The 19,366-nt window shown below is 64.2% G+C and carries 19 protein-coding genes; 6 read left to right on the top strand and 13 right to left on the bottom strand.

Translation table 11 applies throughout. From position 1 onward, the window contains the following. The first annotated feature begins 2 nt into the window (after nucleotides 1-2). Together A9D13_RS07595 and A9D13_RS07600 are read left to right on the top strand one after the other, a co-directional pair. On the top strand, nucleotides 3-725 hold the full coding sequence (locus tag A9D13_RS07595; RefSeq protein ID WP_066772177.1) for an SDR family NAD(P)-dependent oxidoreductase: 723 nt from the start codon (nucleotides 3-5) through the stop codon (nucleotides 723-725). A gap of 122 nt (nucleotides 726-847) precedes the next feature. Then, complete coding sequence (locus A9D13_RS07600) at nucleotides 848-1,231, top strand: PilZ domain-containing protein (protein ID WP_066772178.1); 384 nt, start codon at nucleotides 848-850, stop codon at nucleotides 1,229-1,231. Nucleotides 1,232-1,315: 84 nt separating this feature from the next. On the opposite strand, the gene A9D13_RS07605 is transcribed toward A9D13_RS07600, so the two are convergent. Next, complete coding sequence (locus A9D13_RS07605) at nucleotides 1,316-2,545, bottom strand: class I SAM-dependent methyltransferase (RefSeq protein WP_066772179.1); 1,230 nt, start codon at nucleotides 2,543-2,545, stop codon at nucleotides 1,316-1,318. 49 nt (nucleotides 2,546-2,594) lie between these two features. Next, nucleotides 2,595-3,977, bottom strand: coding sequence for a cryptochrome/photolyase family protein (locus A9D13_RS07610; RefSeq protein ID WP_066772181.1), 1,383 nt, complete (start codon nucleotides 3,975-3,977; stop codon nucleotides 2,595-2,597). Nucleotides 3,978-4,045: 68 nt separating this feature from the next. Between A9D13_RS07610 and A9D13_RS07615 the strand changes: the two genes are divergently transcribed. Beyond that, nucleotides 4,046-4,753: a phosphatase PAP2 family protein gene (locus tag A9D13_RS07615; protein WP_066772182.1), complete on the top strand. Its 708-nt coding sequence runs from the start codon at nucleotides 4,046-4,048 to the stop codon at nucleotides 4,751-4,753. 12 nt (nucleotides 4,754-4,765) lie between these two features. On the opposite strand, the gene A9D13_RS07620 is transcribed toward A9D13_RS07615, so the two are convergent. From A9D13_RS07620 to A9D13_RS07630, 3 genes are read right to left on the bottom strand one after another with little or no spacing between them, the layout of a single operon-like run. Further along, nucleotides 4,766-5,707: a metal-dependent hydrolase gene (locus A9D13_RS07620; RefSeq protein WP_066772183.1), complete on the bottom strand. Its 942-nt coding sequence runs from the start codon at nucleotides 5,705-5,707 to the stop codon at nucleotides 4,766-4,768. 49 nt (nucleotides 5,708-5,756) lie between these two features. Beyond that, entirely contained in the window at nucleotides 5,757-6,806 is a 1,050-nt protein-coding gene (locus A9D13_RS07625; RefSeq protein WP_066772184.1) for a 2-oxoacid:ferredoxin oxidoreductase subunit beta, read from the bottom strand. Between the two features lie 18 nt (nucleotides 6,807-6,824). Next, complete coding sequence (locus A9D13_RS07630; protein ID WP_066772186.1) at nucleotides 6,825-8,762, bottom strand: 2-oxoacid:acceptor oxidoreductase subunit alpha; 1,938 nt, start codon at nucleotides 8,760-8,762, stop codon at nucleotides 6,825-6,827. Nucleotides 8,763-9,030: 268 nt separating this feature from the next. On the opposite strand from A9D13_RS07630, the gene A9D13_RS07635 reads away from it, so the two are divergent. After that, nucleotides 9,031-9,528 carry an RNA pyrophosphohydrolase gene (locus tag A9D13_RS07635; RefSeq protein WP_156521961.1) on the top strand — a complete coding sequence of 166 codons (498 nt, stop codon included), beginning with the start codon at nucleotides 9,031-9,033 and terminating at the stop codon, nucleotides 9,526-9,528. Nucleotides 9,529-9,592: 64 nt separating this feature from the next. Here A9D13_RS07635 and A9D13_RS07640 read toward each other — a convergent pair whose 3' ends face one another. The 5 genes from A9D13_RS07640 to A9D13_RS07660 form a co-directional block, all read right to left on the bottom strand. Beyond that, the gene (locus tag A9D13_RS07640) at nucleotides 9,593-10,219 is read right to left on the bottom strand and encodes a tetratricopeptide repeat protein (protein ID WP_308420348.1); all 627 of its coding nucleotides are present in this window, start codon (nucleotides 10,217-10,219) and stop codon (nucleotides 9,593-9,595) included. A 12-nt stretch (nucleotides 10,220-10,231) separates the two neighbouring features. Further along, nucleotides 10,232-11,413, bottom strand: coding sequence for an RsmB/NOP family class I SAM-dependent RNA methyltransferase (locus A9D13_RS07645; protein ID WP_066772190.1), 1,182 nt, complete (start codon nucleotides 11,411-11,413; stop codon nucleotides 10,232-10,234). 4 nt (nucleotides 11,414-11,417) lie between these two features. Beyond that, nucleotides 11,418-11,714, bottom strand: a complete 297-nt coding sequence (locus A9D13_RS07650) for a hypothetical protein (RefSeq protein ID WP_066772192.1) — start codon at nucleotides 11,712-11,714, stop codon at nucleotides 11,418-11,420. Next, nucleotides 11,715-13,160, bottom strand: coding sequence for an IMP dehydrogenase (guaB, locus tag A9D13_RS07655; protein ID WP_229665254.1), 1,446 nt, complete (start codon nucleotides 13,158-13,160; stop codon nucleotides 11,715-11,717). A gap of 165 nt (nucleotides 13,161-13,325) precedes the next feature. Then, the gene (locus A9D13_RS07660) at nucleotides 13,326-14,111 is read right to left on the bottom strand and encodes a 3-hydroxybutyrate dehydrogenase (RefSeq protein ID WP_066772196.1); all 786 of its coding nucleotides are present in this window, start codon (nucleotides 14,109-14,111) and stop codon (nucleotides 13,326-13,328) included. 69 nt (nucleotides 14,112-14,180) lie between these two features. Here A9D13_RS07660 and ypfJ point away from each other — a divergent pair, with 69 nt between their 5' ends. Next, nucleotides 14,181-15,038 (top strand): KPN_02809 family neutral zinc metallopeptidase, encoded by an 858-nt coding sequence (gene ypfJ / locus A9D13_RS07665; protein WP_066772197.1) that lies wholly within the window; start codon nucleotides 14,181-14,183, stop codon nucleotides 15,036-15,038. Further along, nucleotides 15,035-15,706, top strand: a complete 672-nt coding sequence (locus A9D13_RS07670; protein ID WP_066772199.1) for a hypothetical protein — start codon at nucleotides 15,035-15,037, stop codon at nucleotides 15,704-15,706. Before ypfJ ends, A9D13_RS07670 begins: the two co-directional genes overlap by 4 nt. Nucleotides 15,707-15,726: 20 nt before the next feature. On the opposite strand, the gene creD is transcribed toward A9D13_RS07670, so the two are convergent. The 3 genes from creD to A9D13_RS07685 all read right to left on the bottom strand — a co-directional run bounded on the left by creD (nucleotide 15,727) and on the right by A9D13_RS07685 (nucleotide 19,259). Next, the gene (gene creD, locus A9D13_RS07675; RefSeq protein ID WP_229665162.1) at nucleotides 15,727-17,121 is read right to left on the bottom strand and encodes a cell envelope integrity protein CreD; all 1,395 of its coding nucleotides are present in this window, start codon (nucleotides 17,119-17,121) and stop codon (nucleotides 15,727-15,729) included. 72 nt (nucleotides 17,122-17,193) lie between these two features. Continuing rightward, nucleotides 17,194-18,870 carry a M56 family metallopeptidase gene (locus tag A9D13_RS07680; protein ID WP_082922206.1) on the bottom strand — a complete coding sequence of 559 codons (1,677 nt, stop codon included), beginning with the start codon at nucleotides 18,868-18,870 and terminating at the stop codon, nucleotides 17,194-17,196. Next, the gene (locus tag A9D13_RS07685) at nucleotides 18,867-19,259 is read right to left on the bottom strand and encodes a BlaI/MecI/CopY family transcriptional regulator (protein ID WP_066772203.1); all 393 of its coding nucleotides are present in this window, start codon (nucleotides 19,257-19,259) and stop codon (nucleotides 18,867-18,869) included. Before A9D13_RS07685 ends, A9D13_RS07680 begins: the two co-directional genes overlap by 4 nt. Nucleotides 19,260-19,366 lie beyond the last annotated feature (107 nt).

Raw genomic sequence — 19,366 nt, forward strand, 5'->3', positions numbered from 1 at the left:
CCATGACCGATACCGAACATACCGGCCCGCTTGCGGGAAAGCTCGCTCTCGTCACCGGCGCATCGCGCGGAATCGGCAAGGCGACCGCGCTGGCGCTGGCATCGGCAGGCATGCACGTCATCATCACCGCGCGCAGCGACAAGCTGCTCGAAGCGGTGGAGGAAGAGATCCACAGCCTTGGCGGCAGCGCCACCATCGCGCCGATCGACCTTGCCGAACCCGATGCCGTCGCTCGGCTTGCCGCCGCCGTATCGGGCCGGTGGGACAAGCTCGACGCGCTCGTCATCAATGCCGCGCTCCTGCCGCAGCTGTCGTCGGTCACCGATATCGACGCGCAGGCCTTTTCCAAGGCGATGACCGTCAATGTGCTGGCGACGCAGACGCTGCTCTCGGCCTTTGCGCCGATGCTGAAGAAGGCGGACGCGGGTAAGGTCATCGGCCTCACAAGCTCGGTGGGCGCGAAACCGCGCGCCTATTGGGGGGCCTATGGCTCGACCAAGGCGGCGTTCGACAACCTGCTTTTGAGCTTCAGCCAGGAAACCGCGAACACCACGCGAATCGCCACCGCGATCGTCGATCCGGGCGCCACGCGAACCGACATGCGCGCCCGCGCCTATCCCGGCGAAGACCCCAAAACGCTGAAGGGCCCGGAGGTCGTGGCGGACAAGATCCTAGAGTTCGTGCGGGATGGAGTACCTAACGGGACGCAAGTTCGCGTTAATTGACCGTTTTAACGCCCTCTTAACCTCACTTGTCATACTCTTGGCCATCAGGAACGGCCGTGCGTACGCGCAATCTGCCTTGTTTGGCGGATGGCAAAGGGTCCTGCTCTTGCAAAGGAGTTGCCATGACCGAGTACAGGACAAAGCCACTTGGAGGGGATCGCTTTCAGGCGACCGACCGCTATTACGCGGCCTCGCAAGAGGATCGTTCGTCGCCGCGTCTGCGCGTCGCGATCCCCGCGACCCTTCGCCCCACCGGCGGCCACGGATTTTCGACGACAGTCGGCGATCTCTCGCTTGGCGGTTTTTCAGCCGAATGCGTCAACCGACTTGCGGTGGGTTCGCTGTGCTGGCTGAAGCTCCCGGGCCTTGAGGCGCTGCAGTGCGAGGTTATCTGGTGGCAGAACAATCTGGTCGGCTGCGCCTTCCAGAACCTTCTCAGCCCGGTGATCTACGACGATATCGTCTCGCGATATCGCGAAGGCGGGATCACGCGCAGCCTGCTCTGACCGGCAGGAACAACATGATTTCGGATACGCCCCGCAGCCCGCCCGCTGCGGGGCGTTTTCGTCAGGGCCAGCGGTTGAGACAAATCACGGCTTGATCAGCGTGACCTGATGCACGTCGATCCCGCCCCCGCGGAAGCCGCCTTCGCAATACATCAGGTAATAGCGCCATAGATCGGCGAAGCGGTCGTCGAAATCGGCGGGCATCTTGCCCTGTGCATAGGCCCGGTCGAACCGCTGCCGCCAATCTGCCAAAGTGCGCGCATAGTCTAGGCCAAAGCGCGTCTCGTCGCTCCATGTCAGCCCCCTCGCCTCTGCCAAGGCGCGAAATTCGGATGTGCGGATCAGCATGCCGCCGGGGAAGATGTAGGTCTGGATGAAATCGGCGCTGCGCGAATAGGCGTCGAACAATTCATCGCGGATAGAGATAAACTGGATCGCCGCGCGCCCGCCCTTTTTCAGATTATGGGCGATGCAATCCATGAATGTCGGCCAGTATTCCTGCCCCAGCGCCTCCACCATCTCGACACTGACGATCGCGTCATAGCGCCCGTCGACGTCGCGGTAGTCCTGCTTCCTGAAATCGACATCGGGCGCCAGCGCGCGCGCATGGGCGAGCTGTTCATCCGACAGGCTGATCGCCTCCACCTCATAGCCGTTCTCGGCGAGCATCGCGGAAAGCGAACCCCAGCCGCAGCCGATTTCCAGCACATGATTGCCCGGCGCCCCGTCGATCCGTGCTGCCATGGCATGCATCTTGGCGGCTTGCGCCTTGTCCAGCGTCATCGCCTCACGCCAGATCGCGCTGGAATAGGCCATGGTCTCGCCCAGCCAGGGGGCATAGAAATCATTGCCGAGATCGTAATGGGCGGAGATGTTCTGCTGGGAGCCCGTGCGCGTGTTGCGCCGCGCCCAGTGATAGGCGCGCGCCGCCATGCGCCACGGCCCCTTGGCCCGGCCCAGCTGACCAAGACTGTCGGCATTGGCCATGAACAGGGCAAAGATCTGCACCGGATCGGGGCTCGACCATTCACCCTTTTCCCATGCGCGATACCAGCCGACCGATCCGCCGGTCGCCAGCCGCAAAATGCAGCGCCAGTCATGGACATGGATTTCAGCCTCAAAGCCAGATCTCTTGCCACCCAGCACGCGTTTCTGGCCATCGGGCAAGGTCGCGCGGATCGACCCGGTGGCAAGCCCCGCATCGAGCTTGCGCAGCATGCGTTCGCGCCCGCCCGCAAACAGCCTTGCCAAGAGGCCGGCCGATTCACGCGAACCGCCCGCCGCCTCGATCAGATGCAATCCTCGCCGCTCCATTCAGCCAGCAATATGACGCGTTTGACCGCCTTTCAACCGAGACGAAGCGTTATCCCTTGGCCTGTTTATAGGCAGCAAGCGCCCGTTCGCGCGCTTCCCTGTGACCGATGATTTTCGCGGGGTAATCACCGGGCCGATGATCGTCGTCGGGGTCATGGATCTGCGCATCCGACAGCTCGGCCAGTTCGGGCACATATTCGCGAATATAGTCGCCCGCATCGAATTTCTCGGACTGCGACAGCGGCGCCATGATGCGCGGGAACATGTTGCTGTCGACCCCGGTCCCGGCCACCCATTGCCAGTTCACGCCATTATTGCCGTAATCGGCATCGATCAGCGTGTCCCAGAACCATTGTTCGCCGTGGCGCCAGTCGATCAGCAGGTGCTTGATCAGGAAGCTCGCTGCGATCATCCGGACCCGGTTGTGCATCCAGCCTGTCTGCCACAGCTGGCGCATGCCCGCATCGACGATGGGATAGCCGGTGCGCCCTTGCTGCCATGCCTCCAGCTCCTCCTGTATGACATGGCCGCGATTGGGATTGCGCCACAATTTCTCGCCGCCCAAATCCCGATAGCTTTCGGATGGATAGGCGGGAAACTGGCAAATCACGTTCTGCGTGTAATCGCGCCAGAGCAATTCGCCGCGAAAGCTCTCCACCCCTTCGCCGCGGTGCTGCGACAGCCGGTCCCACACCTGCGCAGGGCTGATTTCGCCGAAATGCAGATGCGGCGACAGGCGCGATGACCCGTCGATGGAGGGCATGTTGCGGTCCTCCTCGTAATCCTTCACCCGCTCGGCGAAATCGTCCAGCTGGTCATGCGCCGCCGGTTCGCCTGCGCGCCATTCCTTGGCAAAACCTTCGGCCCAATCGGGCTTCGTCGGCAGCAGGTTCCAGTCTGCCAGATCGTCGCTATCGGGCCAGCTATCGGGATTGGTGAGGCTGGGCGCAGGCAGCACTTCGCGGGCGGGCAGGCACTGGCGCGCCGATTTCGCAAAGGGGGTGTAGATCTTGTACGGATCGCCCGATCCCGTCGTCACCGTGCCGGGCGGCAGCAGGTAATTGCCGTCGTAAAGATGCAGCTCGACCTCCTTGCCCAGCGCGCCTTGCGCCTTTCGCCACCACGGTTCGTAATGGCGGATGGCATGGACGGCTTCGGCCCCGGTTTCCCTGACCAGCCTCGCGATTTCCTTCGCCGCTTCGCCCCTGCGCAGGATCAGGCGCGACTGGTGCTTGCCCAGTTCGGTCGCCATCGCATCCAGCGAATGATGCAGCCACCAGCGCGACGCGCCGCCCATCTTGCGGTTCCCCGGCCCTTCGTCATCCAGCACATAGACGCAGATCACCGGCCCCGCCCCGGCAGCGGCGGTCAGGGCGGGCTGGTCGGCAAGGCGCAGGTCGCGGCGCAGCCATACGATCTGGGGGGCGGTCATTCTGTCTCCGGATATCGGGCGGGTCTTGATAATGGAACACAGGCTGGCGGTCGGGGGTTCCAAAGGCAATGACGCCGATTCACCGCACCGCCCGCATCCACAGCCGCAATGCGGTCATTGCCGCTGCCTTGTGCTGGGCGGGGTTCGCCATCGTCGCATGGCTGGTGCTGACAGGCCGGTCTGCGACAATCGACCGCGCCGGGCTGCTGTTCTGGCGCGCTGGCGCAGCGCTGGAGCCGCGCGGCGGCGCGTTCCTTCTGGAAATGGTGCGCGACCTGACCGCGCTGGGCGGCGTATTGCTTCGCAATCTGGTCGCATTGGGCGCGGCGGCGGCGCTGCTCTTCATGGCCTGCCGGCGTGAAGCGATGCTGCTGGCGCTTACAGTGGCCTGCGGCTGGCTGGTCGAATGGGGCATCAAGATCGCTGTTGGCCGCCCCCGCCCCGAAATCGTGCCGCATCTGACCGAAGCGGGCGGCGCCAGCTTCCCATCCGGGCACAGCTTCAATGCGGCGGTGGTCTATATCGCCATCGCCCTCGCCTTTGCCGCTCTGTCGCGGCGCGGCGGCGTGCGCGCGGCCATCATCGGCGGCGCACTCATCCTGTCACTCTCCATCGCGTGGAGCAGGGTATGGCTGGGCGTGCATTGGCCCAGCGATGCGATGGCGGGCTGGCTGGGCGGCGCGGGCTGGGCGTTCGCTGGCCACGCGCTGCTGCGCCGCCCATCCGACATGGCGGCTGACAGCGAGACCGCGCAAAGGCTCGATCCCGCTAGCTGAGCGGGCAGGCCCCTATTCGAGCAGGCGGCAGGGGATGTCCGGGAGCGCTACCGAAAAGCGGCCCCTCGTCCGCGCGTCGAAGAAACGCGCGTCATGGATCACCGTGCCGCCACCCGCTCCCTGCAGGGCAAATGGCGTTTGGCTCCAGAACAGGAATGCCGCGACATCGGGGCGGCCCCGCGATGCGGCCTGCCGATCGGGAAGGCGGCACCGCACGCCAGCGGGGTAACGGTAACCGTAGCCCCATTCTTCACCCGACCAGTCGGTGCCGATCCATTGACCATCCTGCGTGCGGTTGATGATCGGCCGCTCCCAGAATTTCAGCGCGACCGGCACGGCGATTGCATCGCCGGCATAGGGAGCCTCAAGATTGGCAGCGGTTTCCGCCGCATGGGTGATCGCGGCGTTCACCCCGATATAGGCCAGTACCGCGCTCAGGCTGATACGGCCGATGCGCCGCCAGTCTTGCCCGCGCCTTTCCCGGCGCAAAGACAGCCACATGCCCAACCCCATTCCGGCCCAGAGCCAAATGTCGATGATGAACAGCACATCGGCATGGAACCAGCGATGCGAAAACGGCTCCAGAAAGCGCACGCCATAGGTGTTGAGCCAGTCCAATGCCGGATGGGTCAGACAGCCGATCAAGGACAGCGCAAGCAGCCACCCAAATCGCACCGGCAGGCGGTTTTCGGGCCTTGTTCCGCGCCGTGTCTGCCAACGGTCAAACCACCACAGGAACCCCGCCAGCGCCAGCGGCAGCAGAACCCATGCAATCGGCCCATGCGTCAGCCCGCGCCGCATGGCGAGGCTTTGCGTGCCCCACACCACGCAGCCTGGGTCGATATCGGGAAGGTTCGCGCCGAATATCAGCGCAGGCATGGCAAGGCCCGTCCGGCGCTTCAGCCCCGCCTGCCCCAACAGGGCACCGACGAGGCTGTGCGTCAGATTATCCATGGCTTCTTATCTGCCCTACCGCTTTGCTGCTTGAGGGCGACCAGCCAGTTCAGACAGGGTCCTGCGCAGTGCCGTCGACAGTCCAGGTCTGGCCCTTGGCCAGCAGGCCGGCAAGATCGCCGCGCCCCTTGGCGCGGGCGGTTTCCATCTGCTCTGCCACCGCGCCGTCATAGGTCGGGCGCGGATCGTCATAGATGACGCCCAGCACCATCGGGAACGGACCGAACTCCAGCTCGACCAGCATGTGAGCAAGGCTGCGGTTGGTCTGGTCGTGGACCATGACGCCCGCTGCTTCCCAGTCGCCATCCACGATGTCGACGACCTTCAGCGTCATCGTCTCGATGTCGCGGGCGAGACCCTTGGTCGGGACCTTGTCCTTGCCTGCGCCGAATACCAGAGGCTGGCCGTGGATGGCCCAGACCTGCGTGTCGGCGGCGACCTTCTTCTGCGTAAAGTCGTCGAACACGTCCTTGTTGTAGACGATGCAGTTCTGGAAGATCTCGACAAATGCCGCGCCCTGATGGGCGTGCGCGGCGACCAGCACGTCGGACAGGTCCTTTGACACGTCATAGCCGCGCGCGATGAAGCGCGCACCCGAACCCAGCGCGAAGGCGCAGGGGTTGGCAGGGCGGTCGACCGAGCCGCCGGGGCTGGTCGGGCTGGTGGTGCCGCGGCGGCTGGTGGGGGAATACTGCCCCTTGGTCAGGCCGTAGATCTCGTTGTTGAACAAGAGAACCTGGCAATTCACGTTGCGGCGCAGCAGGTGCATGGTGTGGTTGCCGCCGATCGACATGCCATCGCCGTCACCCGTCACCATCCACACGTCGAGCTCCGGGTTCGCCAGCTTGATGCCGGTGACAAACGCGGGCGCGCGGCCGTGGATCGTGTGGAAGCCATAGCTTTCGACATAATAGGGGAAGCGGCTGGAGCAGCCGATACCGCTGACGAACACGGTTTTCGCCGGGTCCGCGCCGATCTGCGGCAGAGTGCGCTGCACCGCCTTCAGAATGGCATAGTCGCCGCAGCCCGGGCACCAGCGCACTTCCTGGTCGGTTTCCCAGTCTTTCAGGGTGGTTTCGATCTTGGTCAGTTCGTTCATGATCTCTGTCCTTTGCCCTTACTGTGCTGCGGTTTCGGGGCTGGGAAGCTGGGTGTCGTTCACTTCGACCTCGCCGCCGATCTGGCTGGGGCGCGGCTCGCCCAAAGCGTCGCAGATGGCGTCCTCGATCTCTGCAATGGCGAAAGGCTGGCCGCTGGTTTTCGTAAGCGGCTGCGCATCGACGAGGAACTGGTCGCGCAGCACGGTCTTGAACTGGCCGGTGTTCATCTCGGGGACGAGCACCTTGTCGAAGCCCTTGAGCAGGGCGCCAAGGTTTTTCGGCATCGGCCAGACATGGCGGACATGGACATGGCTGACATCAAGCCCGCGCTTGCGCGCACGGCGCACCGCCTGATGGATCGGGCCATAGGTCGAACCCCAGCCGACGAGCACGAGCTTGCCGCTTTCATTACCGAGGCACACGTCCTGATCGGGGACTTCAACGCCCTCGACCTTGTCCTTGCGCGCATCGGTCATGTGCTGATGGTTCGCAGGGTCGTAAGAGATATTGCCCGTTAGCGCGTCCTTCTCGATCCCGCCGATGCGGTGCATCAGGCCGGGGGTGCCGGGCTTGATCCACGGGCGGGCGCCCTTTTCATCGCGCTTATAGGCGAGGAGGATGTCATTGCCCTCAACGTCATGCGCGTTCTTCTCTGTCGTGAACTTGACCGGGAACGGTGCATAGGCAGCCGGATCGGGCACCTTCCACGGCTCCGCCGCATTGGCGATGTAACCGTCGGTCAGCAGCATCACCGGGGTCATGTACTGTACCGCGATGCGGCAGGCCTCGATCGCGCATTCGAACGCGTCGGCGGGGCTGCGCGCGGCGACGACCGGCATGGGCGCATCGCCGTTACGGCCGTAGACCGCCTGATACAGATCCGACTGCTCGGTCTTGGTCGGCAGGCCGGTCGAGGGGCCGCCACGCTGCGAATTGACGATGACGAGCGGCAGCTCGGTCATGATGCCGAGGCCGATGGCTTCGGTCTTCAAGGCAATGCCGGGGCCCGAAGAGCTGGTTACACCCAGCTGGCCCGCATAGCTGGCGCCAATGGCGGCGCAGACTGCGGCGATCTCGTCCTCGGCCTGGAAGGTCGTGACGTTGAATTCACGCAGCCGCGCCAGGTGATGCAGGATCGCCGAAGCGGGCGTGATCGGATAGCCGCCGAAGAACATCGGCAGATCGGCAAGCTGCGCACCGGCGACGAGGCCCAGCGACACGCTTTCCGCGCCGGTGATGGTGCGATACAGGCCCGGTTCGCTGGCGACGGGATCGACATGGACCTGCTTGATCGGGCCCGAAAGCTCGGCGGTTTCGCCATAGGCGTGGCCAGCATCGAGCGCCGCGATATTCGCGTCGGCGATCTCGGGCTTGTTCTTGAACTTGGCGCGCAGCCAGTCATGCAGCGGTTCGCGCGGGCGGTCGAACATCCACAGCGCCAGACCCAGCGTCCACATGTTCTTGCAGCGCAGCGCCTCCTTGTTGCCAAGGCCGAAGGGCTTCACCGCTTCCAGCGTCTGGGCGCTGATGTCGAAGGCCAGCAGGTCCCATTTGGCAAGGCTTCCGTCTTCCAGCGGATTGCTGTCGTACTTGGCCTTCTCAAGGTTGCGCTTCGAAAACTCGCCGCTGTCGGCAATGATGAGGCCGCCCGGCTTCAGCGCGGCGACATTCACCTTCAGCGCGGCGGGGTTCATCGCCACCAGCACGTCGGGCGCATCGCCCGCCGTTTCGATTGCGGTCGATCCGAAATTGATCTGGAAAGCCGAAACGCCGAACAAGGTGCCCTGCGGCGCGCGGATTTCCGCCGGGAAATCGGGGAAAGTCGCCAGATCGTTTCCGGCGAGCGCGGTCGACAGGGTGAACTGTCCGCCCGTCAGCTGCATGCCGTCGCCCGAATCGCCTGCGAAGCGGACGGTTACGGCCTCTGCCGCAGTTGGGGTGGTGCTGTTTGCCATTCGCGTAAACTCTTGCCTGTGTGGCCATCCGGTCCCATCCGGGACCCACCGTTGCGCGCGTAGCTGTAGAACGCAACAAGTCAACGGCCTTCCTATGCGCCCGACCTAGGAGCGCCCCCTTGCAGTTGCAATCGAGAAAAACTTTGTGTCCTGCATAGCTGCGCCTTCGTGGCTAATTGGAGTCAGCCGCTTGCATCCGGGGACCGCGATCCCGAAAACGGGGGCAAGAGGCATTCGCGTGCCGTGCCAATCAAGGATGATATTCCGCATGAGTTCCCCCAGCCAACCGAATCGCAATCCATCCGACTTCCGCCCCTGCGCCGGGCTGATGATCGTGAATACGGCGGGCCATGTCTTTGTCGGCAAGCGGATCGACACCAAGGAAGGCGACTGGTGGCAAATGCCGCAGGGCGGGATCGACAAGGGCGAGGATTTGCACGAGGCCGCATTCCGCGAGCTTCACGAGGAAACGGGCATCACCCGCGAAAAGGTGGAAATCATCGCCACCACGCAGGAAGAGCTGTTTTACGAATTGCCGCAGGAACTGCACGGCAAGCTGTGGGGCGGAAAATATATCGGCCAGCGCCAGAGCTGGCTGCTGCTGCGCTTTTCGGGCGAAGACGCGGACATCGACCTTGCCGCGCATGATCCGGCCGAATTCAACGCTTTCCGCTGGATCGAGCCCGATCAGCTGCCGGAATTGATCATTCCGTTCAAGCGCCCGGTTTACGAACAGGTTCTGGCCGAATTCCGCCCGCTGATCTGATTGGCGACGGATCTGATTGCCGACTGATCTGATTGGCGACGGATCTGATCGACCACTGGCGCGATCAGTTCTGTTCGGTGGCTGGCTTGCCCATCTGGTCGTGATTGCCGGCATCGGCCGATTTCACCTGCGGCAACGGACCGCGTGCGATCACGGCGGCCAGCTCGCCCGCTTCGGCGCAATTCGAACCGCACAGGCTTTGCAGGCGGGCAAGGTTCTGCTTGGCCTTGGCCGTCGCGCCCTTTTCGGCCATCGCAGCGCCTTCGCCAGAAATCGCGACCAGATTGCCGGGATCACGCTTCTGCGCTTCGCGATAATAATGGATCGCCTTGCCCTGCATGCCGCGGGCCCGCGCCGCGTCGGCCAGTTCGAGATAGCTGCCGGCATAGCCGGGATCGAGCGCCAGCGCGGCTTCGAACCTGTCGGTCGCGCCTTCGACATCGCCTGCCGCCAGAGCGGCGCGTCCCGTGGCAAGAAGCTCGGTCACGCGCGCATCGTCGGTCTGCGGAGCCTGCCCATAGCTGGTGCTGGCGGTAACCGCGACAGCAAGCGAAAGGGCAAGGGCAAGCGGCGAATAGCGCATCAACATCTCCGTCGGCGAAGGTCCGGCACCGCCCGCATGACGACGAGCGGGGCCTTCGCGGTTGTTCAGGCCATCAAACAGGCTGGATCGTGCAGGTGCGTCAGCCATGATGGACCAAGGCTACCAGACCTTCACCGCGCGTGCGAAGAAAAATCCGTCCGTTTCATCATGGAACGGCGTAAGCCGGGTCCCGGTTCCCCTTGACCGGCCAGCGGGCGCGGTAAACGGGCTGGCAACCATATCGGGCGTTTCCCCAAGGAATTGGCCGAAATTCGCCGCCCCTTCCTCGTCGAGCAGAGAGCATACGACATAGATCAACCGCCCGCCGGGCCGCAGCAGGCCCGCGCCCAGAAACGCGAGACGGCGCTGCAATTCGGCCAATCGGGCGATTTCTTGCGGCGTGATTCGCCAGCGCGACTCGGGATTGCGGCGCCATGTGCCGGTGCCGCTGCACGGCGCGTCGATCAGAACCGCGTCCGCCTTTCCTTTCCAGGGCGCAAATGCAGCATCTTCCTCCCCCGGGTTGAGCAGGAGCTGGGTCACATTGGTCACCCCTGCCCGCTCGGCCCGGGGGGCAAGGTTCGACAGGCGCTGGCGGTTGGTGTCCGACGCGATCAGCGTGCCGGCGTTCTCCATCGCGGCGGCCAGCGACAGCGTCTTGCCCCCCGCGCCCGCGCACAGGTCGACCACCAGCTCACCGGGCCGCGCCTCGGTCGCCATGCAGGCGATCTGGCTGCCCGCGTCCTGCACCTCGATCAGCCCTTCGCGAAAGGCATTCCAGCTTTCGACCGGGGTCCCGGCAGGCAAGCGCAGGCCGTGGGGCGTTTGCAAAGGCACGCCGGCTTCGGGCAGGTCGATGGTGTCGCGCGATGCTTTCAGCGTGTTGACGCGTATGTCGAGCGGGGCGCGGCCGAGCAGCGCCTCGGCCTCTTCCCCGGCGATATCCGATTCCGCCAGTTTCGCCGCCAGCCATTCGGGCGCGATGCCGCCCTCGGCCACCGGCTCTCCCGCCGTGATGGCAGCGGGACCATAGCCAGAACCATCGAACAAGGGCGCGATTTCGGGATCGCCCTCGGCCAGCCGCAACATTGCGGCACGCCCGGTTTCGGGCACCGGCCCGCAGGCGCGGATTGCGCCATAGACCAGTTCGCGAATGGCGCGGCGGTCCTTCGATCCGGCATAGCGGCGCGCGCGCAGCCCATCGGCGACGATGCGATCGGCGGGGGCCCCGCCCTTTTTCGCCGCCTCGATCACGCCGTCCAGCAATTCGATCGCGGCCTGAATGCGGGCTGCGGGGGTCACTGTATCACTTGCTCTTGTTCTGGCCCGACAGGCGGCGGCGATTGGCCGAAACCTTGCGGCCGTAATGGACAAGGCTGTTCTTCACCGCCTTGTCGCCATAGCCCAGCTGGCCGGTCATCAGCTTCATGCCCAGCTCGGCATTGGCCTCCAGCTTTTCCATGACCATGCGGCTCGCCTCGCGCTGGCCATTCGCATCGCCGGTGGCGATGAGCATGGTGCGCGACCAGATAACGAACCAGCTTTCGGCCCAAAGCCACCATGCGCTGCTCGCCAGCGCGAACGGATCGGACCCTTTTGGCATCTATCGTCCTTGATAATTCGGCGCTTCGCGCGTGATGGTCACGTCATGCACATGGCTTTCGGAAAGCCCGGCATTGGTGATGCGCACGAATTCGGCCCTGGTCTGCATAGATGGGATGTCACCGCACCCAGTGTAACCCATGGCCGCTTTTATTCCGCCGACCAGCTGGTGAACGACGTCCTTCGCCGGACCCTTGTAAGGGACCTGGCCCTCGATCCCTTCGGGGACGAGCTTCATCTGGTCCTTGATGTCCTGCTGGAAATAGCGGTCGGCTGACCCACGCGCCATTGCGCCGACGGACCCCATGCCGCGATAGGCCTTATAGGCGCGGCCCTGATAAAGGAAGGTTTCGCCCGGTGCTTCTTCCGTGCCTGCCAGCATCGATCCAACCATGATCGTCGAAGCACCTGCCGCGACCGCCTTGGCCGCATCGCCCGATGAACGGATACCGCCATCGGCGATGACGGGCACATTGTGCTTCATCGCTTCCTGCGCGCTTTCCATCACGGCGGTCAGCTGAGGCACGCCCACGCCCGCGACGATGCGCGTGGTGCAGATCGACCCCGGTCCGATGCCGACCTTGATCCCGTCTGCGCCCGCATCGATCAGCGCCTTGGTCGCCTCTGCCGTGGCGACATTGCCCGCGATGATCTGGACAGTGTTGGAAAGGCGCTTTGCCCGCGTGACCGCGGCGGCAACGTCCTTGTTGTGGCCATGGGCGGTGTCGATCACCACCACGTCCACCTCGGCATCGACCAGCGCCTCGGTCCGGGCAAAGCCCTTTTCGCCCACGGTCGAGGCGGCGGCCACGCGCAGGCGGCCAGCGGCGTCCTTGGTGCTGTCGGGAAAAGTGACGGCCTTTTCGATGTCCTTCACCGTGATAAGCCCGGTGCAGTGGTAATCGGCATCCACCACCAGCAGCTTCTCGATCCGGCGCTGGTGGAGGAGCTTCCTCGCCTCTTCCTGACCGATATCGGCGCGCACGGTGGCAAGGTTATCCGCCGTCATCAGTTCCTTGACCGGCTGCGCGTCATTATCGGCAAAGCGCACGTCGCGGTGGGTGAGGATGCCGACCAGCTTGCCCGATGCTTCGACCACGGGAATGCCTGAAATGCGGTTCACCTGCATGATATGCCGCGCTTCGCCCAGCGTCGCGTCGGGGGCGATGGTGATGGGGTTCACCACCATACCGCTCTCGAACCGCTTCACCTGCCGCACGGCGGCGCACTGCTCTTCCACTGTCAGATTGCGGTGAAGCACGCCCATGCCGCCCATCTGCGCCATGACGATGGCCATGTCGGCCTCGGTCACCGTGTCCATCGCGGAAGACAGGATCGGGATGTTCAGCGCGATATCGCGGGTGATGCGCGTCTTCGTATCCGCCATCGAAGGGACGATATTGGATTCCGCCGGACGCAGCAGCACGTCGTCGAAAGTAAGTCCCATCGGGATGTCGGAAGTGATGCGGTTCGCCACGGGGCAGCCTGCCTTCATGCAAAAAGGGTAAACGGGGGGAATCGTGGCGGCCCATGTAACCAGACCGCCCCGTTCCCGCTAGAGGGGTTTCCGCCGATTTTTTGCCTTTTTGCGCCGGTTTGTCCGGCGCAGCGCCTATTGGGCGGTCCAACCGCCGTCGGCGCTGATGTTGGAGCCGGTGATGTTCTGGGCGACATCGCGGCACAGGAACAGGGCCAGTGCGCCAAGATCTTCGGGCTGGGTGAACTTCTTGGTCGGCTCGCGCTCCAGCATGACCTCGTTGATCACGTCCTCGCGGCTCATGTTCCGGGCCTTCATCGTGTCGGGGATCTGGTTTTCGACCATCGGGGTCCAGACATAGCCGGGGCTGATGCAATTGCAGGTGATGTTGTCGGTCGCGGTTTCCAGCGCGATCGTCTTGGCAAGGCCGGCAAGCCCGTGCTTGGCCGAGACATAGGCCGACTTGAACGGCGAAGCGGTCAGCGAATGCGCGCTCGCCGTAAAAATGATGCGGCCCCAGCCCGCTTCCTTCATCTTCGGAATGGCAAGGCGCGAACAGTGGAAAGCGCTCGACAGGTTCAGGGCGATGATCTTGTCCCATTTCTCGACCGGGAATTCGCCGACGGGAGCGACATATTGCATGCCCGCATTGGCGATGAGGATATCGACCGTGCCGAACTTGTCGAAAGCGGCCTCCATCGTCTTTTCGCAGCCCTCGGTCGTCGAAAGGTCCTCACCGACATAGATCGCCTCGGCCCCGCTCGTCTTTTCGAGCTCCTTGCGTTCCTTCTCGATCTCGTCCGCGTCACCGAAACCGGTGATGACGATATTCGCACCCTCTTCCGCCAGCGCCTTGGCATAGGCGAGGCCGATGCCCGAGGTGGACCCGGTGATGAGTGCGGTCTTGCCGGTCAGGAACATTTATGTCTCCAATTAGGTTGGATCTGTGCCAAGTCGAATCTTGGCTCATATTATATGTAGGGGACAACGATGCGGCTCAACGATATTTCCCGCAACATCCGTGTGCGTGATCAGCGTGGATCGGGCGGCGGCGGCGGAATGCCGGGCGGAAAGCTGGGTTGCGGCGGCATCGTGGTGGTGCTGATCGGCGTCCTCGTTTTCGGCATCGATCCGGGCACCATGCTGGGCACGGTGGGCGGTATGTCGGGCGGCACGACAAGCGCGCCGCAATCGGGCGGCACCACGGTGGAGGAAAGCTGCTCGGTCAACGAATATAGCCAGGAAAGCTGCGCGGCGCTGTCTTCGCTGGATGCGACATGGCAGCCGCTGTTCCAGGAAGCCAATATCCCCTTCCAGCAGCCGACGCTCAACTTTTACGACCGTACGGGCCGTTCGGGCTGCGGCACGGCGCAAAGCGCGATGGGCCCGTTCTACTGCCCGGCCGATCAAGGCATCTATATCGACACCAGCTTTTACGACCAGCTTTCGCGCCAATTGGGCGCAGGCGGCGATTTCGCGCGCTATTACGTGATGGCCCATGAATACGGGCACCACATCCAGAAGCTGACGGGCACCAACGACATGGTCCGGCAGGCGCAGCAGCGTAATCCCGGCGCAGCCAATCGCATACAGGTTGCCATGGAGCTTCAGGCCGACTGCTATGCCGGCGTATGGGCAAGCAAGAACAAAAGCGCGATGGAGCCGGGAGACTTCGAGGAAGGCATGCAGGCGGCAAGCTCCATCGGCGACGATGCGCTGACGCAGGGCCGGGTTTCGGAAGACAATTTCACCCACGGCACCAGCGCCCAGCGCATGGAATGGCTCAGGAAGGGCCTGACCACCGGCGACGAAGACCAGTGCAACACCTTCGAGACGCTGCTGGGATGACGCTGCGCCACACCTTGGGCGCAGTCGCTTTGGCGGCGTTCGCCCTTGCGGCACCAGCCCATGCGCAGGAGGTCGACGGCAATGTCAGGGCAGAGGATATTCCCCTGCAGCCGCTGCGCGATCTCAACATCGATCAAAAGGATATTCCGCCGCTGCTGGTCGATATCGCGAACCATCCCTATTCTTCGGGCGGGCTTGTCACCTGCGGCGACATCGAACAGGCCATCGCCGATATCGACGCGCTGGTCGGCCCGGATGTCGATACGCTCAATGAAAGCACCGACCTGCAAAAGGGCGCGAATTCGGTGGGGCGAATCGCCGGGAATTTCGTCGGCGGGCTGATCCCCTTTCGCGGCATCGTGCGCGAAATTTCAGGTGCCAATGCACACCGGCGAGAGCTTCGCGCCATGGTTGCAGCGGCGCTGATACGGCGTGGTTTCCTGAAAGGTCTCGGCCTGCAGCGCGAATGCCCATGGCCCGCCCGTCCAGCCGAAGTGATGATCGATTTCGACGACGAAGACGCGGCAAGAGCCGCCCCGCCCCCGGAGAAAACCGCGGGGACGGAAGTCGAAGCCCCCGCCCCCGATCCTGTGCCAGCTCCAGCTTCGGCCCCGCCTCCGGAAGAAAAGCGTTTCGTATCGCAGCCTGTGGTGCAGGGAGAGGACTAAGGCCCCCTCCCTGCCCTCGGTCAGTCAATCACCGGACGGCCCATCGCCGACCAGTCGACCTTGCGCGTGCCATACATCACGCCCGCCAGCGCCGCGAAGAGCAGCAGCGAGCCGATGATCAGCGACCATGCCTCTAGGCTGAGCAGGACGTAGAGCGCGGCATAGAGCGCAGCCAGCAGCGCGCCGACGATGCGCGCCCGCTTCCAGCTTCGCAGCACCGCCGCGCCATAGGCGGTGATCAGCCCCACGATCGCCGCGCTGGCGACGAGATAGGCGATGGCAAAGCCCGTCACTTCCGAAAAGGCGAGCAGCAGCACGAAGAACAGCACCAGACCCGCGCCGGTCAGCAGATATTCGGCCGCCGCAACCGGCACGCCCGCCACGATGTCGAACATCAGGAATGTAAGGAAGGTGAAACCGATGATGAGGAAGCCATATTTCACCGAACGATCGATGCGCGAATACAGGTCTACCGGTTCGATCAGCCCGATGCTCGCCGCCATGGCCTGCGATCCGTCGGGGCTGGAGGCAATGCCATATTCCCGCGTGCCATCGATATTGGGCGGCGACAGGTCCTCATGGCTTGCCAGCGACTGGCCAAGCGCGAGATCCGGAATGGCGTAGCTGGCGCTGAAGCCATCGTCGGAAATTGCGGGGTCGCCGGGCAGGAAGCTTCCCGAAAAGCTGGGGTGCGGCCAGGGCGAGGTGACCGACCATTCGGTATTGCCGCCGCGCGGGACAAGGCTCAGCGTTTCGCTGCCGCGCAGTTCATAGCCCCAGGCGACATCCAGCATGCCGGTGCCGTCCCATTCGGGAAAGCCGTGGAAGCCCGCACCACGGGTCGCTTCCGGCCCGCCTCCGGGCATGGTGGCCAGCGGCTGGCCGCCCACGGTGACATTGCCCCCGCTTTGCAGCCCGCGCGGATCGGAAACGCCAAAGCGCAATTCCATCCGGTCAAGCTTAAGGTCATCGGGCGCGATCCCGATACGGGCGAGATTGTCGGGCATGGCGAAACGGGCCGATCCCTTGATCGTCGCATCATACAGGACCGAGGCATAGATCGACTTCGTCTTCACTTCGGGGTCGATGGTGGAGGTGACCTTCTGGTCCACGGGCGAGACGAAGAACTGGCGCGTCACCCGGTCGGTGCGCGTGACCTGCTTGCCGTTCTCGGTCGTGGTGGTGGTGACGTCCTGCTCATAAGGGACGACCAGCACCGGGCCGGTCACCAATTGCGGCCCGCCCCAGCCGCGCGTGATCGTGGCGCGCGCGGTTTGCGACTGGTCCTGCCGGTCCCAGACAAGGCCATAGACCATGAGCAAAGGCACGACGAGCGAGCCTGCGACAAGCAATACGAAGAGCAATTTCATGCCCGGCGAACGCGCCGGGCGGTGTGGTAGTTCGGAATCGGACACGGTTCATCTCCCCTGATGGAGCGACGAACCGTGCTATTTTGGCGATGAATTGAATGTGAACTGTGGTCGCGCTCAATTGGGCTCGGCCATCTCGGCTTTCAGCTCGGCGATTTCGCTGTCCAGTTCCGCCAACACTTCGGCACGCTCTTCGGCTGAAAGCGATGTGCTGGTCGCGAGCGAGGCGCGGGCCGCCATGATGCCCTTGATCGCGGCCTTCATCGCGTCGCGGTGGATCGCGCCCTCATCGACGATGTTCTCGCTTACCAGTTCGCGATTACCGTCGATGGTCTTGAACACGCGGATCGTGCGGACCTTGCCATCGGCGGAGATCTTTTCCTCGACCTCGGGCGCATTGGCCGCGACGCGCATCGTTTGAGCATGGGCATAGGCGTGGACCTTGGCGGCTTCGGCACCCGCCTTGGCGGCCTCGACCCCGGCGCGGGTCGCCTCGGCAGTGGCGCGCTCGATCTCGGCCTCGAAACGCATGCGCTCGGCCTCGGTCATCTCGCCCTTGTGGATGACGCGCACCTCCTTGCGGATCTTGCCATCTTCGCTGCCGCCATCCTCTTCGCTGATCCAGACGAAATGCTTGCCGTCGGCAACTTCCGGAGCCTCCGGTGCGGCAGGTGCCTCGGGCGGAAGCGGGGCTTCGGGCGCAGCCGGGGCGGCGGGTGCGGAAGGCGGGACGGGAACGCTGCTGACGGTGCTCTGCTCGGCCTCGGCATAGGAGACCGATGCGGTCAGCGGGATCGCGACCAGCGCGGCGGCGGAAACGAGGCCAATGCCTAGACGACGGCGCAGGCGGCTGGGGGACATGGCAAGACTCCTGAGACGGTGAACAATGGCCTTTTCACCCAGGCGCGGCGCGATTTCGCGGAAACCGGCCATGGGTGCGGCAATGGCAAGGGGTGACGAAAGGGCGGGCGACTGGCTCTTGGCTTTCGCCGCAGCGGCGATGACCTGACCATAGCGGGCGCGGGCCTGCACATCGCGGCCGCCATCGGCATGGGTATCGATAACGCGCGCATCGCAGGCCGCTTCCTGATCGCGGCGCATGGCGCGCCATCCGGCCCAGGCCAGCGGATTGAACCAGTGCAGCGCAATCAGCGGCTGCGCTGCGATATTGGCAAGGAGATCGTAGCCCCGGTGATGCGCAATTTCATGCGCGATGGCCAGATCGCGACCTTCGCGGTCAGCATTGGCCATGTATCCGATCGGCATGGCGATGACCTTGTCCAGCACGCCGAAGGCTACGGGCGCCTCGACAGCGGCGGTCTCGACCATGCGGATATCTTCGAACTGCCCCACCCGGCGCGCGCCGACCAGCAACATGCGGCGCATCGCGTGATAGGACCGCCAGCGCCAGACAAGGAAGGCGATGGCAACGCCGAGCCAGATGGCGATGAGGCCGGATGTCAGGATTTCGGGCGCGATCAAGGCGGGCGCAGGATCGCCCATGGCAGCAGGGACAGCGACCGGAGCCACGGTATCGACCGGCAGCGCCGTGGCGACCGGTTCGGCAGATGCGGCTGCCCGCGCCATGCCCGGATCGATATAGGGCCCGATCCACGCGGGCAGCACCAGCGGCGGCATCATCAGCCGGGCCAATGGCAGCAGCCACAGCGCATAGGCGGCGCGCGGGCCGAAGAAACGGGCGACAGGCCGCCGCAGCAGCAGGGCGGCGGCGATCAGCAAGCTGGTGCCGATCATCGTATCCATCGCGAAGTCGAGCAAGGCAGTCCCCGTCATTTGCGCAGCTCCTTCAAGAGTGTTTCGATCTCGCTGAGGTCGCTTTCGGTCAGCGCCTCGGCCTCGGCCAGATGGGCGAACAGGCTGGCGGCGCGGCCGCCGAACAGGCGGTCGACCAGCCGGCGCGATTCGTGGCCCAGAAAATCCTCACGCGCGATCAGCGGCGAATAGAGAAAGCGGCGGCCGTCAGGCTGGGTGGCAATGGCGTTTTTCCCCACTAGCCGCGACAGCAGCGTCTTGACCGTGGCAAGGCTCCACCCCCTGCTCTCACCCACGCGCTGCGCCACGCTGGCGGCGGTAAGCGGCTCGCCTGCGTCCCACAGCGCTTCCAATACGGCCTGCTCGGCTTCGGAAATGCGTTCATTGGGATGGGCGGCGTTGTCTGTCATGGTGATTCCCTTGGCGGGGGCCTTGCCCCCTTCACTACGATTACAGGTGTAAACGGATTCGATTACGCTTGTAAACGGTGGAGGCCGGGCAACCATGTCGCCGGTCG

Origin of the sequence: Croceicoccus mobilis, assembly GCF_001661965.1 — a bacterium.
Classification (GTDB): domain Bacteria; phylum Pseudomonadota; class Alphaproteobacteria; order Sphingomonadales; family Sphingomonadaceae; genus Croceicoccus; species Croceicoccus mobilis.

What these genes read in the sequence shown, in the direction of transcription:
- A9D13_RS07595 (WP_066772177.1), top strand. Translation starts at nt 3, where the DNA reads ATGACCGATACCGAACATACCGGCCCGCTTGCGGGAAAGCTCGCTCTC.
- A9D13_RS07600 (WP_066772178.1), top strand. Translation starts at nt 848, where the DNA reads ATGACCGAGTACAGGACAAAGCCACTTGGAGGGGATCGCTTTCAGGCG.
- A9D13_RS07605 (WP_066772179.1), bottom strand. Translation starts at nt 2,545, where the DNA reads ATGGAGCGGCGAGGATTGCATCTGATCGAGGCGGCGGGCGGTTCGCGT.
- A9D13_RS07610 (WP_066772181.1), bottom strand. Translation starts at nt 3,977, where the DNA reads ATGACCGCCCCCCAGATCGTATGGCTGCGCCGCGACCTGCGCCTTGCC.
- A9D13_RS07615 (WP_066772182.1), top strand. Translation starts at nt 4,046, where the DNA reads ATGACGCCGATTCACCGCACCGCCCGCATCCACAGCCGCAATGCGGTC.
- A9D13_RS07620 (WP_066772183.1), bottom strand. Translation starts at nt 5,707, where the DNA reads ATGGATAATCTGACGCACAGCCTCGTCGGTGCCCTGTTGGGGCAGGCG.
- A9D13_RS07625 (WP_066772184.1), bottom strand. Translation starts at nt 6,806, where the DNA reads ATGAACGAACTGACCAAGATCGAAACCACCCTGAAAGACTGGGAAACC.
- A9D13_RS07630 (WP_066772186.1), bottom strand. Translation starts at nt 8,762, where the DNA reads ATGGCAAACAGCACCACCCCAACTGCGGCAGAGGCCGTAACCGTCCGC.
- A9D13_RS07635 (WP_156521961.1), top strand. Translation starts at nt 9,031, where the DNA reads ATGAGTTCCCCCAGCCAACCGAATCGCAATCCATCCGACTTCCGCCCC.
- A9D13_RS07640 (WP_308420348.1), bottom strand. Translation starts at nt 10,219, where the DNA reads ATGGCTGACGCACCTGCACGATCCAGCCTGTTTGATGGCCTGAACAAC.
- A9D13_RS07650 (WP_066772192.1), bottom strand. Translation starts at nt 11,714, where the DNA reads ATGCCAAAAGGGTCCGATCCGTTCGCGCTGGCGAGCAGCGCATGGTGG.
- guaB (WP_229665254.1), bottom strand. Translation starts at nt 13,160, where the DNA reads ATGGGACTTACTTTCGACGACGTGCTGCTGCGTCCGGCGGAATCCAAT.
- A9D13_RS07660 (WP_066772196.1), bottom strand. Translation starts at nt 14,111, where the DNA reads ATGTTCCTGACCGGCAAGACCGCACTCATCACCGGGTCCACCTCGGGC.
- ypfJ (WP_066772197.1), top strand. Translation starts at nt 14,181, where the DNA reads ATGCGGCTCAACGATATTTCCCGCAACATCCGTGTGCGTGATCAGCGT.
- A9D13_RS07670 (WP_066772199.1), top strand. Translation starts at nt 15,035, where the DNA reads ATGACGCTGCGCCACACCTTGGGCGCAGTCGCTTTGGCGGCGTTCGCC.
- A9D13_RS07680 (WP_082922206.1), bottom strand. Translation starts at nt 18,870, where the DNA reads ATGACGGGGACTGCCTTGCTCGACTTCGCGATGGATACGATGATCGGC.
- A9D13_RS07685 (WP_066772203.1), bottom strand. Translation starts at nt 19,259, where the DNA reads ATGACAGACAACGCCGCCCATCCCAATGAACGCATTTCCGAAGCCGAG.